We start from the raw sequence: 14,055 nt of genomic DNA, 5'->3' as shown, positions 1-14,055 counted from the left end.
GAGGAAGCCCATGGACGCCCAGCGAATTGCCGTCGATGCCATCGTGGCGCTGACCGATTGCGACCGCGACGCAGCCGCCGCCTTCATCCGCAAGTTCTATCTGGCCGGCGTCCGTGATCCGAAGCGCTTGACCTTCAAAGGTCTGCAGGCGCTGCGGGGCTGATGCCCTGCGCATGCGGGGTATCCAGTACGTCGCGGCTTTTCGATTCAATCACAGCCCTCTCTGACATACTGGATGATCCGTCTTCGCTGCGATGACAGTTGAGTGTGAAGCGGCGATCTCGCGGCGCATTGCGTCCGAGGTTTGCTGGATTACTTCACGCCCTCTTGTTTAGAGGGCGCAGGGAAGACCAGGTTGTAGCTATCTTTGCGTTCAGGACGGAACGCCGGCAAAACACGGCGGTTCAGCGCCGTAAAATTAATCCGTGCCAGTGCGATGTGTTGCGGTCGATGGTGACCGGCCGCTGCCAATGCGCGGTGGCCACGGCATGTCCCACCGCGTGGTCGCTGTCTCCGTCCCGTTGGACTGTTTAAAGCACCGGAGCCGGATAGACTGGGAAGACGCCCGGCATCTGCGCGAGGCTGCTGATGTAGCGATTGACGACGCGGAACAGCGCGGCGATGGCGGCTTGATTAGTTGTGATCGAATAAAGGTTGCGCATCAGTAGACTTTGTTGGAATTTGTGACTTTGGAGAAAGTTCAAGAGCTGGCTGCCCGGCGCAGAGCTTCACCGAGCTAGTATATCCAGAGCTTCCTCGTTGCAGTGCCGAAGTTTCCAAGTTGGAAGACTGCCAATGCAGCCGCCTTGAATGCGAAGGGCATAAATGGCGCCGCTTTTAGTTGCGCTACGAACGCCTCGGCCGCAATCCCCGCCGTGACGTGAGGTTGGTAGTTCTTTCCGCTCGACTTCGGAACGAACGTCTCAACCCAATCGACGGTCCCCGCAGCCACCTTTGAGTCAGCGAATGCCGCCGCAGATCCTCCGGCTACTGAGAACGGTACAACCGCGAGTGATCTCCTGATGCAGCCGCACCAACTTAGGCGTACGTTCGACGACGAGGACCGCGACGGCTAATCGTTCAAATTTGACAGAATCGATACTTGTAGCTGTTAGTGTCATCGCTGTGGGCGGCTCGTTGTCGAGTACATTCGTGATAATGGCGCATACCGCCTCAAAATCTTTCGCTGGCACAAAGCGCTGCAGCAGCGTCACGTGGGGAATACGCGTAGTATCCAGCGCATATCCGGCCGGATAGTTTGTCCGCAGTTGAGCGTTCAGCGATATCGATTTATCGATCATTGCCCGGTCAGGTACGAGGAGCACATCAATCGCGATCAAATCCTGGTGGGCTGCTCCCATTGTGGTTCCTCCCGTTGATTGGCGGATTGCCCCTCAGCTTGTCTTACAGACCCGCCATATCCCGCAGCAGTTAAGTTAGAGCGATATACACAACAAGAGAAACCGCTTAAGGTGGATGTGACAGCCTTAAGCGGCCGAAGCTTGCAGCAACCTCAGTTCACGCTTTAATTCAGGCTCGACGCGAAGCAAAAACCCTCAACTGCCAAAGCCGGGCGATGGCTACCGCGGATACTCCGGCAGCGGCGACGAGGTCGGCGGCAGTGCGCGCCCATGGCGCTTGCGCATTCCATGCGTCGACTTCGTGCAGAGAAATGAAGCGAATGATCGCGAAGCCTAAAGTCAGGCCCATGAAGCCGATGGCGAGGCGATAGCGCTTTATGTAATGCCAAGCCCACAGCAAGCCCCAAACGATCAAGGCGATGACTGCCACGGCGATGGCGATGCTTGCCGCAATCTGCATACTTCGGCGGTCTTCGTACCAACCCCGGTGCTTGAAGATGTCGCGCAAGAGGCCTCCGAACCCTTGGAGCAAGCCGAGGCCGCGCGCCGTCTTCAGCAGGGAAAGCAGGAAAAACGCGCCCGATAATCCGGCCCAGATCAGCGCGTCAGAGCCTGGCAAGCCGTGGTGTTGGGCCCGTCGGCAGGCAACAGCGGTCCACAGACCGAACAGGCAGGCAATCGTCAGTGCCACCACACGCAATACATCGTCGCTCATACAGCAGTAGTATTTCGGCGGAACGGCGATGGCAACGAGGTCAACGACCGGGAACCAGCGGTGTGGCAAAAGCTGCTTCAACAAACAAAGGACCGCCCGGAGGCGGTCTCGCTATCGTTCTGAAGTTGGTGGTTGGTCAGGCAGCGGCAGCTCGATTGCGGCGTCGGAGCCAGGCAACGAAGCCACCCAGCGCCATCACAAGACCGGGTAGACCTGCACCGACGATTGGGCCCGGGACAGCGGCTGCGTTGACGTCAAAGGTGATGGATCCAAAGTTGTCACCCTGATTGGAGTCCCAATAAAAAAGCGACAATGCACCACTGGCGATTGCTTGTCCCGTAAAGTTGGTGCCAATTAAGAAGAAGCTACCAGCAATCTCGCCTACTAAGCTCCCGTAAGGCGCGCTGATGGAGTGTTGGGACCAAAGGCCGAAATTCGTACCAATCTGGCTTCCAACAGGCCGTCCGCTGTCGTCCAAAGCACTCGCGTTGCGATCACCGGTCAAGCCGTTACCATCTGAATAGCGCGGTAGTCCTCCAGCGCTCCAAAGGTCGTTGGTGGAGCTTGTAATGGTGAAAGTCTGGCCAAACGTAAGACTCAATCCGGTTGCCAAACCAGCGCCGCCGGAGCTGCTATTATTAAATGCGTCAACTACAACAGTTACAGCATGGGCCGGCGTGGCCACTAAGCCAGCCAAACCAGCGACACACGCGCAGATGCAAAGTGCCCGCTTCAACATTTATTGCCCCTAATGAAAAAGATGGTCCGAATCATTATCCACAGCCCCTCATACCATCGCGAGAACGTGATCTTTCGTCAATGCGCTTTCATACTGTCGTCCCGTCGAGCCCGCCAGCCTCAGCTCTACAAGCCGACGTATGGCCCTGAGCGCTCAGGCATATTCTCGCTGACTGTGGAAATGCGATGGCGCGGTCCGACACCGGCTCGCCGCGACTCAGGTTCTGCATCTGCCAGCGTAATCAAGCGCTTGGTGGAGGAGGGCCATGCTGCCGGACGAAAAGGCCGAGCGGATGATGAAGGCTCTTCACCACACCCCACGGAACTGCGGTTGTCTGGAAACATTCGAGCGTCCGCTTGAGTCAACGCGGTGAGAACGCCCGGAGGCGGTCTGGACCGGATCGCGTCTTGCTCAATTCGTCAAATTCGACGGAGAACGCGGGCAGGGTTACCAACCGCCAGACAATTCGCTGGAACGTCTCGCGTTACCACGCTGCCCGCGCCTATGGAGCTGTTGCTTCCAATGGAGACGCCGGGAAGAATTATCGTGTGAGAGCCCATCCATACATTATCTTCAATGACAATTGGTGCGGCCGGCGGCGCCACATTTCATTCTTTGATGCCATGCTCGTTTTTATCCAAGATGCGAACGTGATTTCCAAACAGACAGTGGCGGCCAATTCTAACCTGTTGGTATGCTGTAATCGACGCGCCGTAGTTGATGAACGTATGATCGCCTATCGAAATATTGGAGCTCTTGAGCGAGACAATTTCGATAGGGACAGCGTTTCCCACCAAGCACACACCAACTCCAAATTTTACGTCGCCGCCAGATCTGAAGTAGATGCGACCCTAAAGTCGTACCGACAATGGCAATCGGGCCTTGCCGGGCATTCAGAGTTGAGCTTTGAGAAGTGCTGCAGCCAAACCTGGGTCGCGGAGCACTTTAAGAACCTTGCGAACGGTAGACGTTGAGGCCGCGTCGTCGCTTACGATAGACTTTTCGCGAACCTGCCCGCTCTCCACACTGCCGATGTCGTCCGATGCTATGGACATGGCATAACTCCTTTACGCCTACTCACAATCCCTCACACATACGCTTAACTGTGAAAACGCCAATTATCTGCGAGCTGCAAAATCATGCTGTTGTCAATCATACCGACCATCCCATCATGGGTATGGGTCGATGTCGGTGCCACGACAAAAAACTGGCAGTCTGCCCGATCGCGGGGCTTTCTATGCCTAACAATCGGGACTGAATGAGCGCGCCAAAGAAGTCCGGTCTATCGGAATTTCGAAGTGAACGACCCAACTTTACGAATGTTGACCCGTGCTCCTCTGGTACGATCGCTCTGCATTCCGTTCTCGTCGGAGCGCGCTGCGCTCCCGAAGGAGGGCGACAAGATAGCCCGCGACAAAAGCGAAGACAAAGAGCAGCAAACCTTTGATAGTCACGTCGTTATTAACCTCATTTCGAACCGGGCGAGCGCCGATCAGAAATGCACATCTCTCTAGCGTCCGCTAATTCTATCGGGTGTAAAGCTTAAGACACGCCGGTTTGAACCCGTATTTGGCAGGGTTTACCATTAGGTTTCTCAAAGCAGGGGCGTGCCGACCGCTGCGGCCTTCACGAATCGCCGCGAATACGTCGAGCTGCAGCGCGGCGCCGCCTCGAGATGTTGGCCCGCGTCAGAAATCCGGCAGCAAAACTGACCAGCGTTAATACGGCCGCACCAAGAAGATCCATAAAGACTAGCCCCGGCGATTGTAAGAACCAAGGGTCAAGGAAAGCGTCGTATATTGGTTCCTCTAGCTATCCTGCTCCTTCAACGTGACAGATTGACCGATGACTTGTGGCGCACACCTGTCTGGTTTCCCTATGGCCGAATTGCGGGTCGTGAGAAAGGGTAGAAAAAATGCCGAAGATAATTCTGATGTTGTTACTGACCGCGTGTGGAGCCCACGCTGTTTCGGAGCGGCGGCCCTTTTTCGCCCGCTTTTATTCACGCTGGCGGGGCGTATCTTTCGCCATCGGGTATCGCAAGCTGTGTGACAAATCAGCACTGCGTAACTTTGGAGCGGGGTCAGAGGCTTGTTAAACGCATAGGATAAGCGTCACGGAAACGCCGGTCCCCATTCAGTAATGGTGCGTGATCATGCGTATAACCGATCCAAAACTACCACTCGTCCACCCGCGCTGCCCCAAATGCCGGCACGAGATGTTGGCGTCTGTGACCTCTGCAGGGGCGGAAGGCTTCGAACATTACACTTTCGAATGCTCAGGGTGTAGCCATAGCGAAGCGAGTTCGTTTGGATGGCCACTCGACCGCCCGTTCATGAACGCCCTGGAAGGGGCGCCGGTTCACGCCGGTGGCCTATCACCTCGTAGTGGATCGGCGGACCCCGCTGGTCGATCGCGGTCACTCAAGGGCGCTGTCATCCAATCGCTCGACCTCGGCCATCACCACTGTCGCGGCTAACAGCACTATCAGAATGATCGCCGCGAGGCCGACTAAGCAGAGCGCGATCATTGCTCCGCTGGTGTTCATCGACAGCGTGGCGAGTCCAATTACTAGGACGACCGGGGAGAGACTGAAGATACGCATTTCTGGCACTCGAAAACTACTACCAAGCAATCTTCGAGGAGAACCTGAGCCAAATTCTGTTACGAATGCGACGCTTACCGGTCTGGAATTGACAAAGAAAAGGGCCTGAACCTCGTCTCGCCTAGGGGCCGACCGCGATCATTCAATGGCGCCGTCATCTAATCGCTCGACTTCGGCGGTCACTTGCCCTTCGCCTTCAGCCCAGCTGAAGGCAAGCCGGCGGATGGTTTCCGCGGCAGGCTGCTTTCATTTCTTGATCGCTTGTTCGGCTTTCTCAACTTCATCCATGCAGCCGAGTACGAAAGACGCCAGATCGCGCTTCGTAACCTTTTCTTTGCCCGCCTTTTCCGTGCAGAACCTTTGCCGCACAAGCTCAGCCTGTCGCTTTTGCGCGGCCTCTCGATACTCAGGGGCGACAATTGGCTTATCGAGTGAAAAGGCAAAGGTAGGGAAAAGCACCGCAATCAACACAAGAAAATTAACTCGGCTCAAGCTGTCACTCCTATTCTTCGCCCTTAGCCAACTCTACGATGCGGCGGATGGCTTCCGGACAGCCGCAACCCGCTGAATTAGTGGCGAACGCTCGCCGGTTCACGCCGGGCGGGCGTCCGATTTAAAACGAACCGAGCGCCTGCCGGACGAGAACCTCGTATTCGAAGGCCACGCCATCGGGGTCATTCTCCGCAAACCAAGTCTCCGCGGCGTCCGCGTCTGCAAACACCTTGAGGTGTTCTGGATCGTCGACCTCCTTGCGCGTATCGACGTAAATCAGCACGGTCATTGGTCCCTCTTGAGCTTTCGTTTGCCCCAATGATGCTTCCTGGCGTCGGGATTGAACGCAAGCACGACGTTACGATTGAGCGCCTTCATGAATGCCATCCGCGCTAACATTGTCGGTTCGCTCCATGCCACTAGTATCAATGCCTCGATAGCGACTTACCACGGCGCCAGGTCGGATTGCTCTTTCGAAAGGCCGGTAATGTAGTCGGCGGCATCACGCAAAGTATGAAGTGACCTCCCGTCCGGGAGGAGTATCGGATCCTCGAAAGGTCGCTGCCAGCCGCTCTCGGGCATAGTATCGCGCGTGCGAGGCGAAAGCCCGGACTGGGGAAGCGGGGCTTTCTGACGGGGTTTGGAAGGAGGGCCTCAAACATACGTCCTGCGGTGCTCGCAAAAGGTTCAATCCAATCGTTCACCGCGAGTCAGGCAGCAATCGCTCGCTTTTCCCGGCTATTCACAGGGGCGTGCGCCGCAAACAAAAGACCGCCAGAAGGCGGTCTCTTTCGCAATCATCTGAATTTGGAGATCCTACCGTAAAACGGACGGCGTCGATGTCGAGCGATAGCCAGCGAGCCGTATCGTGGTGACCGCCAGTGTCGCCGGGGACGGAGGGGTTTAAAGTGCATCACCGCAACAACCGCTAGGTTGAGCACCACCCAGCCACCCAGCATCCATAGAAAAAAGCTCATTACAAACTGCCTCTATGGGGACGCTGAATCTCGCTGGTTTCTTGCCTTGGCAAGGGGTGATTTGGTGACGGCAAACCGGCTTTTGAAGGTTCTGCCGCCACAAAATGGTCGCATCACACTTCTCTTTTTCGTGAGGCGAAACCTATTGCGCTGCAATGAGGTTGCGGGGAAGTTAGCAATGGCCGCCCAGGGCGCCTACGGTTGAGCGCCCAAACGCTTTGGCGCGGGAAGCACGGAGAGTGTATCGTTGGAGAAGGATGACCCAGGGCGCTATGTTGTCGAACTCAATGAGTCGGCCGCTATCCTAGTTGAGCAGATTCAGGAAGAGATCACCGTCGTGATCGCGAATTTTGTCAACGTACACTTTGAGATAACGGCAGATCAGGCGCTTCAGCTCTCACGCGCCTTTGCTGCTGCCGCGGCGGGGGCCACGGCGAAAGCCGATGTAGGACCTACGGTGGTTGATCGATAGCTGAATGGCAGCGGCCCAGAGAGGCCCAGCGGACAGGTTCAGTGCCGCCAGCCCTTCTTGTCGAACACCGTTTCGAAGTCTGGCAGGAGGAGTGGCATTTCGCCCCTCGCTGGTGTTTTTTCAAAAAACGGGGGCGGGGCCGCCGCAGGGGCAGCGCAGCGACCCCTAGCCGCGCAGTAATCAGGCGGGGACTAATCGTCATCTACGCGACCGAAGCCACGCTAGACGTCTTGTCGCCCGTCGCAACGAGGCTCGCCGATTAAGCTTGATGTCGACGCCCCTGGTTAATTCCGGAACTGAAAGCAAAGATGCGTCAGACCAACTCCACAGCTAACCTTTAGAGGTTAGGTTAAATCGATCGAGTCATTGCACTAACCTTCGCGCCGCGCTTTGACGAGGCATGATTTTTGGCGAGAGCAACTACGCTTTAGACGACGACGGAAACCGTATCCTGATTGGATTGACGGTCGAAGAGACACGAGAGTTTCTAGAGCTCACCTGACCTGATGTCCCTTGCGGTCACCTCGGAGTAACCAACCTCGGTCAGTTCAGCGAGCTTCCCCCAAGGCGTCGTTGGCTGTCTCGACCATGACTGAAAAAGCGCCTTCTTTGCTTGGATCCAGTGCGGCATTGGCCCTCTCGCCAGACGGGATTAGTAATTCGGCCTCTGCAAAACGACCCAGATTAAGATAATCAGCACCCCAATAATCAAAAGTAGAACGTCAGGATCTCGGGTCCACTTCCCGCCTTTCATTCCCCTTTGACCTTAAGCCCCAGCTTTCCAGATGACGGCCTAAAACGAGGGCCTAGACGAGCCGCAATGTCAATTGACGCCATGCGGCACATTCTTGTCGCTCGACGAAATTTTGAAGGGAGAGTTGGATATCCCTCATCTACTGATCGCAGCGTTTCCGAAGTTCCTGGGTATTGAAGGCGACGACGCGGATCGGATTATTGTACTGGCCTGAAAGGAGATCCTGAATAACGCTTTCCAAGTCTGTTGCTTCGTACGCGGCCTCGCGCCAGCCGCAGCCTAATTTGCCGAAATCTTCCGCTACAAGATAAACGGTTTGATCGTCACTTGGGACTATTGACCTGCCACTGAATGTTCATCCAGTGGCGGTTAGAGTCTCGGGGTTTTGTACGCCGAGTGGCGCAGGTGGAGCAACGGGCGATCGGCGGAGCTGGTCGGGGTTGCGCCGCCGATCGCCCGTTGCGGTGAATGTGGCAGCGTAGGCTGCCGGGGTGAGGTATTTCAGCGATGAGTGCGGGCGGTCGCCGTTGTAGTCGGCAACCCACACCGCAATCTTTGTCCTGGCGTCGTCGAGATCGAAGAACAGTGTCTCGTTGAGTAGTTCATCTCGCATACGTCCGTTGAAGCTCTCGACGAAGGCATTCTGAATCGGCTTGCCCGGTGCGATGAAGTGCCAGTTGATGCTGGTGTCCTTGCACCAGGCCAGCATGGCATTGCAGGTGAACTCGGTGCCGTTGTCGGAGACAATCGAGCCCGGCTTGCCGCGCCGCTCGACGATGGCCGTCAGTTCCCGAGCCACTCGCCGTCCGGAGATCGACGTGTCCGGAACCGCACCCAGGCATTCTTTGGTGACATCGTCGACGATGTTGAGGACGCGGAAGCGTCGTCCATTGGCGAACTGACCGTAGACGAAGTCGAGGGACCAGCGTGCGTTCGGGTTCGCTTCCACCAGGATCGGCGCCCGGGTGCCTGTCGCCTTGCGGCGGGCCCGACGCTTACGGACAGTGAGCCCTTCCTCCCGATAGAGCCGGTGGATCCGGTTGATCCCGGACGGCTCGCCCTCCCGCCGCAGCAGGACGAACAGCCGGCGATAGCCGAACCGGCGGCGTTCATTGGCCAGCTCGCGCAGCCGGGCGCGTAGCTCGATGTCCGGTGGCCGGCGAGAGCAGTAGCGGATCATCTTCCGATCCGCGCCCACGATCGAACAGGCCCGCCGCTCCGACAGGCCCATCTCGGCCTCCAGATGCGCCACCGCGGCGCGTTTGGCAGCGGGCCCTACCATTTTTTTGAGAGAAGCTCGCGTAGCGCAGCCGCATCGAGCATCTGCTCGGCCAGCAGCGTCTTCAGCTTCGCGTTCTCCTCCTCCAGCGCTTTCAACCGCTTGGCCTCGGAGACATCCATGCCACCGAATCTGGCCTTCCAGTTGTAGATGGTCGCCTCGGATATCCCGTGCTTGCGAGCCAGGACGGCCGTCTTCGTCCCGGCCTCATGCTCCTTCAACACAGCAATAATCTGCTCTTCCGTGAACCTTGCTCGCTTCATCTGTCCGTCCTTCTTCAGGCCGGACTCTAACTCCACCTGGAGGAAATACTCAGTGGCAGGTCAGGGTTGACGGCGTCCAGTGAGATTCACCCATGACAAACTCCGCCAGCCGGCATTCAAGCGTGCAGGGAGTTTGGTTCAGATTGGTGGCGACGTCGAGTCACCAAGGGTTGCCGGTCAGGGCCTGCAATCGTCAGGGGAGGCTCCCGGCCGCCAGTCCGTGCTCTACACGCCGGCGGATGGCCCGCAGGCGGCGGGCTTCTTGGTTAGAAGGCGGTTCCGGTGCAAAGCGAAAGCCCCTGCCTGGGGGAAGCGGGGCTTTCTGATGGGGGCTTATGAGGCTTGGGGGACCTCAAACATATGTCTTGCCGATTCAGAGAACGTTCAAAACAATTCTCGGCGTCATGCAAATAAATCTGCGGCGGCGGCGGTGAGTTTCACGTAAGTGCCGCTGTCATGCATTTCTATCCAACCCCGTTCAATGGCGAGCTTCAATCCGGCGCTGTATTCCGCGGGCGTGCCCTTATCGCCAAATAGGAAAGGGGCGTTGAGTTTTTCGATGTAGATCCGGCCATCCTGAATTGGTTCGAAAGCGTGTGCGTGCTCGAGTAGACGACGGGCGGCCTTGTCAGGATCGGCGAAGGGGCGGTCGGCGGTCAGGTTCAAAGCTGAGTCTCACGTTTTCCTATGCTTGGTGAATGGCACAGCAGAGGATGTCCTGTCATGCCAGTTTGGCACGATGTTCACAGAACCCGCGGTGCCAAACCCCTGCAGAGGAGGCGACGGCCGATCTCCGGCCAAGGGCAAGTCTTGCGTCAGGGTATCCAGACGGACGTCGACCATCCGCCGATCGCACTTGGCCGAGCATTGAGTGTTGCCGGTCACGTGACCGTCGGCGATCCATTTCGCCGGGTTGCCAAGCGGGTAATTGTTGGTCGATTGCAGGTGTCGTCGCTGCGGAGCCATCGCGGAGGATTCCGCAGCTGACGTCGAGGTGCAAATTTTCAATCCGTTGTGGATGAGATGAGATCCGCAGCCAGCAACAGCATCTAGTGCAAACGGCCAAAGGGATCGAAGACAGGCGAGGCGCTGACCTCTTCGTATCCCTGCCAAGCTACGTTCCGAAGGGTCGCGCACCTTCTCACGGGAAGCTCAAGATTAGCTGGAGAGCAAATTAGGCGCTTTCGAGGGTCTTCGCGCCGCTTATGATTTCGTACGGAGGCTTTCTAGGAACCATCCGGTGAGCCGATCGTGTGTGCAATACGCCTTCGGGCATGCAATCTGGTCAGAGCCCCTCAACCTCCCGGTAGGGGCCGTTCTTTTGTGCGGGAAGTTGGGGCCCGGAATGAATCGAATCCGTGCTCGTGACGCATTCCCGGACCCTCTAAAGCCCCCCACGTTGCAGGCAGGCAGCCCGGGCAAGTAGCGTATCGTCCGGGCTGTGGCGCGTCGTCGAGCGCGTGCCGGGCAATTAGTCTTTAACCGTCTGCGGGCTAGGGTCGGATCAATCGCGGATAAGGTTACGCGAGCGTGAGTAGGGCCGTCGCTGTCTCAACCCAGCGGCGGCTTTTTCATGCCTGCCGGTTCACTCTGGGGGGCCCATCCTTTTGCCCAATTTCCGGTAATGCATGGGCGCTTACTGCCGTTTTGCCCGCCAGATCTCAAACTCGGTCCAGATCCAAATCGCGAGACCGAGTGCAGCGGGGACTATGATCAGCAGCCACCATAAGGACATAGAGCTTCCTCCGATGCCTACCGGTCGGCCCCGTTCTGGTTACTCGGGAAGGCGCATTCCGTTCCTCGTGGGTGGCGGCACGATCTCAAATCTTACGGCTTGGAATCCGTCGATTTCGGTCGCGAAGGGATGATGGTTGAGTACAGCCGTGAAGGCGTGTGCGGCGCCGTTGATTTCAACCTGGCCAACGACGGTGGCCACGGCCAGATCTTCCCTGAACTCGACCTCGTAGTCGCCGCGATTTGAGCAAGGCGTGAAGCTCACCTTCTGTGGCCGCAACGAGTAGCGCAGCGCGCCTTGGGTAAAGATGCACGCTCCCAATTCGATTTGGGGAACGACGCGCTCTCTCTCCTCGGGCGTATAGTCCGGCGCCTTTTGGCGCTCGTCTGGAGGCGCAACCAATTCGTATTTTGCGTCTTTGCCTGCGGATAGCGCTCCAGGAGCGCGATCGAGAGAACGACCGCAAGCGTAGCGAGGACTCCTATCAGGAGCGCCGACATTGCCGCAGGACCTCCCGCAACATTTACCATGCAGAACCCTTCTTAACCGGGAGCTTCAGATTGTAAAGATCTAAGATACAACTTAGGAGAATTTGCTGTGAGTTACAGCAAGTATCCTGGGGGGACGGCTACTTAGCGCCACCACTATTTGGGCACAATGGAAGGCGCCCATCGGGACGTACGCATCCGATACTCCAAAACCACTGCTCCAACTGTGATTTCAAAGCACGCGATCGACAATTCGTTCCTACGGTAGGAACGAGATCTCCGCCATTCGATTGTGTCCCGGTGGGTCAGCGGTATCAGAGGCTGGCTGGCATTCGTGGAGGATATGATGAAGGTCATTTCGCTAACTTTGAGCGTCTACCTCGCGGCCTGTTCCTACGCGCTTGCGCAGAGTTCCGCTGGGTCATCCGTCGGGACAGGTGGGTCCGCCGGATCGACGCTTTCAACCGGCAGCACTATCAGCGGTACGGGAGGATCACCGGGCCCTAACACTGCGAATGCTCTCGGCAAAGGCACAACCGGCAATAACGTCGGTGCACCACAGACGAGCGGCGCTGGCTCCGCTCTGGCCTCCCATAGCAACGCCGTTGACACTCCCGCGGCAAACGCAGCCACGCAGAGCCTCGGCAATACAGATGCCGGCGTTCTTAAAAAGTAGGTCGGGTGAGAAGGATCAATTGTGCCAGCGCCGCCCTCACATTCCGCGAGCCAACGAGCGCAGCGCACTGCAGAAGTTGCCCCTCACTCGCGGCCTTTCACTGCAGCAACGCTACCCAGCCGGCAGATTGCTAATTAGCAACATGGTGGCCAAAGACTGGATAGAAAAACAGCCTGATGGACGAACGTATCGCAGGACACCGGAGGGCAAACAGGCGATGAAAATCATCCTAAATTTGATAGCTCCTCTCTCTCCGTCGTCCCTGACTAGCCAACGACCGGGCGCGACTAACGCTCCTTCAACGTTTGTCATTGCGCAGAATGGTCTCCGCTTTCGCTCGGCAGCGGCTGGGCAAACACGCCCTGCTCGGAGCCTTGGCGTCGGCTAGCGTCTGCCCGGGCAACTGCGAGGCGCGGGGGATAAGTGACAGGAAGCCCACGACACTGGCGGTGGTAACGGCAATGAGCGCCACGCGCAGCGCGCCTTGCAACAGCAATCGTCTTAGAGCGTGAAGCACCGATATTCCTCGAAGCATTGCGAACTGCACCTTCGTAATAGCCGCAAATGCTTAATCGATTTTGCATCGTGCCGATCCTGGTCGTTCCCCTGAAATCACGCGAATAGGTCCACTCCTTCTTGGCTTAGACGTTTCCCTCTGGCGAGGGCCGCCTTGTTGGATTAGTCCAATTGGTGCGTAACAGTCCTTATGGACAGCCATAAGCGCAGTACTCAGCTTGAGCGGCTTGAGGTGGTCGAGACTGGTCGCCGGCGGCGCTGGTCGGATGACGAGAAGCTGCGGATCGTGACCGAGAGCTTTGAAGCGCCGCGCGCTATATCGTCGACGGCACGGCGCCATGGCATATCACGTTCGTTGCTGATGACATGGCGTCGCGCGCTCAATGCCGAGCCGATTAGCCCTCAAAGCGAACAATCTGGCTTTGCGCGGGTCGTCCTTGCCGCTGAGGTCGAGCCGGCGGTTGCTGCCACACCGACGAGCGGGCAGATGGTGATTGTCGTTGGCAGGGATCGTCGGGTGATTGTCGACGCCGGCGTCGATGCGACGGCGCTGGCGCGGGTGTTGCAGGTTCTGGAGCGTCGATGATCCCGATCTCTTCGAACGCACGGATCTGGATTGCGACCGGCTACACCGACATGCGCAAGGGCATGCAGGGTTTGTCATTATTGGTGCAGGAAAGCCTAGGTCGAGATCCGTTTGCCGGAGATGTCTTCGTGTTCCGCGGCCGCGGCGGTTCGCTGATCAAGGCCTTGTGGCACGATGGAATTGGATTGTCGCTCTACGCCAAGCGGTTAGACCGTGGCCGTTTTGTCTGGCCGGTGACGGTGAGCGGTGTGGTGGGGCTGACTGCGGCGCAGATGAGTTATCTGCTGGAGGCGATCGACTGGCGCAACCCGCAGCATACGTGGCGGCCACAGAGCGCGGGATAGGCTCAAAAATGTTCTGAAGCACGGAAGAAAAGACGCCTCAAATCGCCCCTTTT

At 57.5% G+C, this 14,055-nt stretch carries 14 protein-coding genes and 1 pseudogene; 5 read left to right on the top strand and 10 right to left on the bottom strand.

Translation table 11 applies throughout. The features are described 5' to 3' along the window. Positions 1 to 10 precede the first annotated feature (10 nt). Entirely contained in the window at positions 11 to 163 is a 153-nt protein-coding gene (locus tag ACPPVP_RS32250; RefSeq protein WP_426527625.1) for a hypothetical protein, read from the top strand. A 321-nt stretch (positions 164 to 484) separates the two neighbouring features. Here the strand turns inward: ACPPVP_RS32250 and ACPPVP_RS32245 are convergent. The 4 genes and pseudogenes from ACPPVP_RS32245 to ACPPVP_RS32230 all read right to left on the bottom strand — a co-directional run. Continuing rightward, a pseudogene (locus ACPPVP_RS32245) lies at positions 485 to 662 on the bottom strand (SOS response-associated peptidase); the annotation flags it as partial. A 297-nt stretch (positions 663 to 959) separates the two neighbouring features. Then, on the bottom strand, positions 960 to 1,361 hold the full coding sequence (locus ACPPVP_RS32240; protein WP_426527624.1) for a 2'-5' RNA ligase family protein: 402 nt from the start codon (positions 1,359 to 1,361) through the stop codon (positions 960 to 962). Between the two features lie 169 nt (positions 1,362 to 1,530). After that, a complete protein-coding gene (locus tag ACPPVP_RS32235; protein ID WP_426527623.1) occupies positions 1,531 to 2,160 on the bottom strand; it encodes a hypothetical protein in 630 nt (209 codons plus the stop codon). A 52-nt stretch (positions 2,161 to 2,212) separates the two neighbouring features. Beyond that, positions 2,213 to 2,815: a hypothetical protein gene (locus tag ACPPVP_RS32230; protein ID WP_426527622.1), complete on the bottom strand. Its 603-nt coding sequence runs from the start codon at positions 2,813 to 2,815 to the stop codon at positions 2,213 to 2,215. A 407-nt stretch (positions 2,816 to 3,222) separates the two neighbouring features. On the opposite strand from ACPPVP_RS32230, the gene ACPPVP_RS32225 reads away from it, so the two are divergent. Then, on the top strand, positions 3,223 to 3,789 hold the full coding sequence (locus tag ACPPVP_RS32225; RefSeq protein ID WP_426527621.1) for a hypothetical protein: 567 nt from the start codon (positions 3,223 to 3,225) through the stop codon (positions 3,787 to 3,789). 1,445 nt (positions 3,790 to 5,234) lie between these two features. On the opposite strand, the gene ACPPVP_RS32220 is transcribed toward ACPPVP_RS32225, so the two are convergent. The 3 genes from ACPPVP_RS32220 to ACPPVP_RS32210 form a co-directional block, all read right to left on the bottom strand. After that, positions 5,235 to 5,420, bottom strand: coding sequence for a hypothetical protein (locus ACPPVP_RS32220; protein WP_426527620.1), 186 nt, complete (start codon positions 5,418 to 5,420; stop codon positions 5,235 to 5,237). A gap of 246 nt (positions 5,421 to 5,666) precedes the next feature. After that, positions 5,667 to 5,912 carry a hypothetical protein gene (locus ACPPVP_RS32215; RefSeq protein ID WP_426527619.1) on the bottom strand — a complete coding sequence of 82 codons (246 nt, stop codon included), beginning with the start codon at positions 5,910 to 5,912 and terminating at the stop codon, positions 5,667 to 5,669. Between the two features lie 121 nt (positions 5,913 to 6,033). Beyond that, on the bottom strand, positions 6,034 to 6,201 hold the full coding sequence (locus ACPPVP_RS32210) for a hypothetical protein (RefSeq protein ID WP_426527618.1): 168 nt from the start codon (positions 6,199 to 6,201) through the stop codon (positions 6,034 to 6,036). 935 nt (positions 6,202 to 7,136) lie between these two features. Here ACPPVP_RS32210 and ACPPVP_RS32205 point away from each other — a divergent pair. Beyond that, the gene (locus tag ACPPVP_RS32205; protein WP_426527617.1) at positions 7,137 to 7,361 is read left to right on the top strand and encodes a hypothetical protein; all 225 of its coding nucleotides are present in this window, start codon (positions 7,137 to 7,139) and stop codon (positions 7,359 to 7,361) included. Between the two features lie 1,109 nt (positions 7,362 to 8,470). Here the strand turns inward: ACPPVP_RS32205 and ACPPVP_RS32200 are convergent. From ACPPVP_RS32200 to ACPPVP_RS32190, 3 genes are all read right to left on the bottom strand, one after another. Then, positions 8,471 to 9,657, bottom strand: a protein-coding gene (locus ACPPVP_RS32200) for an IS3 family transposase (protein ID WP_426527616.1) whose coding sequence is annotated in 2 segments (ribosomal slippage) — positions 8,471 to 9,405 and positions 9,405 to 9,657 — 1,188 coding nt in all. Because the reading frame shifts where the segments join, the coding sequence is not laid out codon by codon here. 402 nt (positions 9,658 to 10,059) lie between these two features. After that, positions 10,060 to 10,323 carry a hypothetical protein gene (locus ACPPVP_RS32195; protein ID WP_426527615.1) on the bottom strand — a complete coding sequence of 88 codons (264 nt, stop codon included), beginning with the start codon at positions 10,321 to 10,323 and terminating at the stop codon, positions 10,060 to 10,062. 1,108 nt (positions 10,324 to 11,431) lie between these two features. Next, a complete protein-coding gene (locus ACPPVP_RS32190; RefSeq protein ID WP_426527614.1) occupies positions 11,432 to 11,794 on the bottom strand; it encodes a hypothetical protein in 363 nt (120 codons plus the stop codon). A gap of 1,468 nt (positions 11,795 to 13,262) precedes the next feature. Here ACPPVP_RS32190 and tnpA point away from each other — a divergent pair. After that, complete coding sequence (tnpA, locus tag ACPPVP_RS32185) at positions 13,263 to 13,658, top strand: IS66-like element accessory protein TnpA (protein ID WP_426527613.1); 396 nt, start codon at positions 13,263 to 13,265, stop codon at positions 13,656 to 13,658. Further along, positions 13,655 to 14,002, top strand: a complete 348-nt coding sequence (gene tnpB / locus ACPPVP_RS32180) for an IS66 family insertion sequence element accessory protein TnpB (protein WP_426527612.1) — start codon at positions 13,655 to 13,657, stop codon at positions 14,000 to 14,002. Before tnpA ends, tnpB begins: the two co-directional genes overlap by 4 nt. The last annotated feature ends 53 nt before the right edge of the window (positions 14,003 to 14,055 follow it).

It is taken from the genome of Bradyrhizobium sp. McL0615, assembly GCF_049993905.1.
In the GTDB taxonomy this organism is placed as follows: Bacteria; Pseudomonadota; Alphaproteobacteria; order Rhizobiales; family Xanthobacteraceae; genus Bradyrhizobium.
This window is presented reverse-complemented; position numbering and strand designations above follow the sequence as displayed.

Excerpts from the sequence above, each read along its gene's own strand:
- ACPPVP_RS32250 (WP_426527625.1), top strand. The coding sequence starts at position 11 with ATGGACGCCCAGCGAATTGCCGTCGATGCCATCGTGGCGCTGACCGAT.
- ACPPVP_RS32240 (WP_426527624.1), bottom strand. The coding sequence starts at position 1,361 with ATGGGAGCAGCCCACCAGGATTTGATCGCGATTGATGTGCTCCTCGTA.
- ACPPVP_RS32230 (WP_426527622.1), bottom strand. The coding sequence starts at position 2,815 with ATGTTGAAGCGGGCACTTTGCATCTGCGCGTGTGTCGCTGGTTTGGCT.
- ACPPVP_RS32220 (WP_426527620.1), bottom strand. The coding sequence starts at position 5,420 with ATGCGTATCTTCAGTCTCTCCCCGGTCGTCCTAGTAATTGGACTCGCC.
- ACPPVP_RS32210 (WP_426527618.1), bottom strand. The coding sequence starts at position 6,201 with ATGACCGTGCTGATTTACGTCGATACGCGCAAGGAGGTCGACGATCCA.
- tnpA (WP_426527613.1), top strand. The coding sequence starts at position 13,263 with ATGGACAGCCATAAGCGCAGTACTCAGCTTGAGCGGCTTGAGGTGGTC.
- tnpB (WP_426527612.1), top strand. The coding sequence starts at position 13,655 with ATGATCCCGATCTCTTCGAACGCACGGATCTGGATTGCGACCGGCTAC.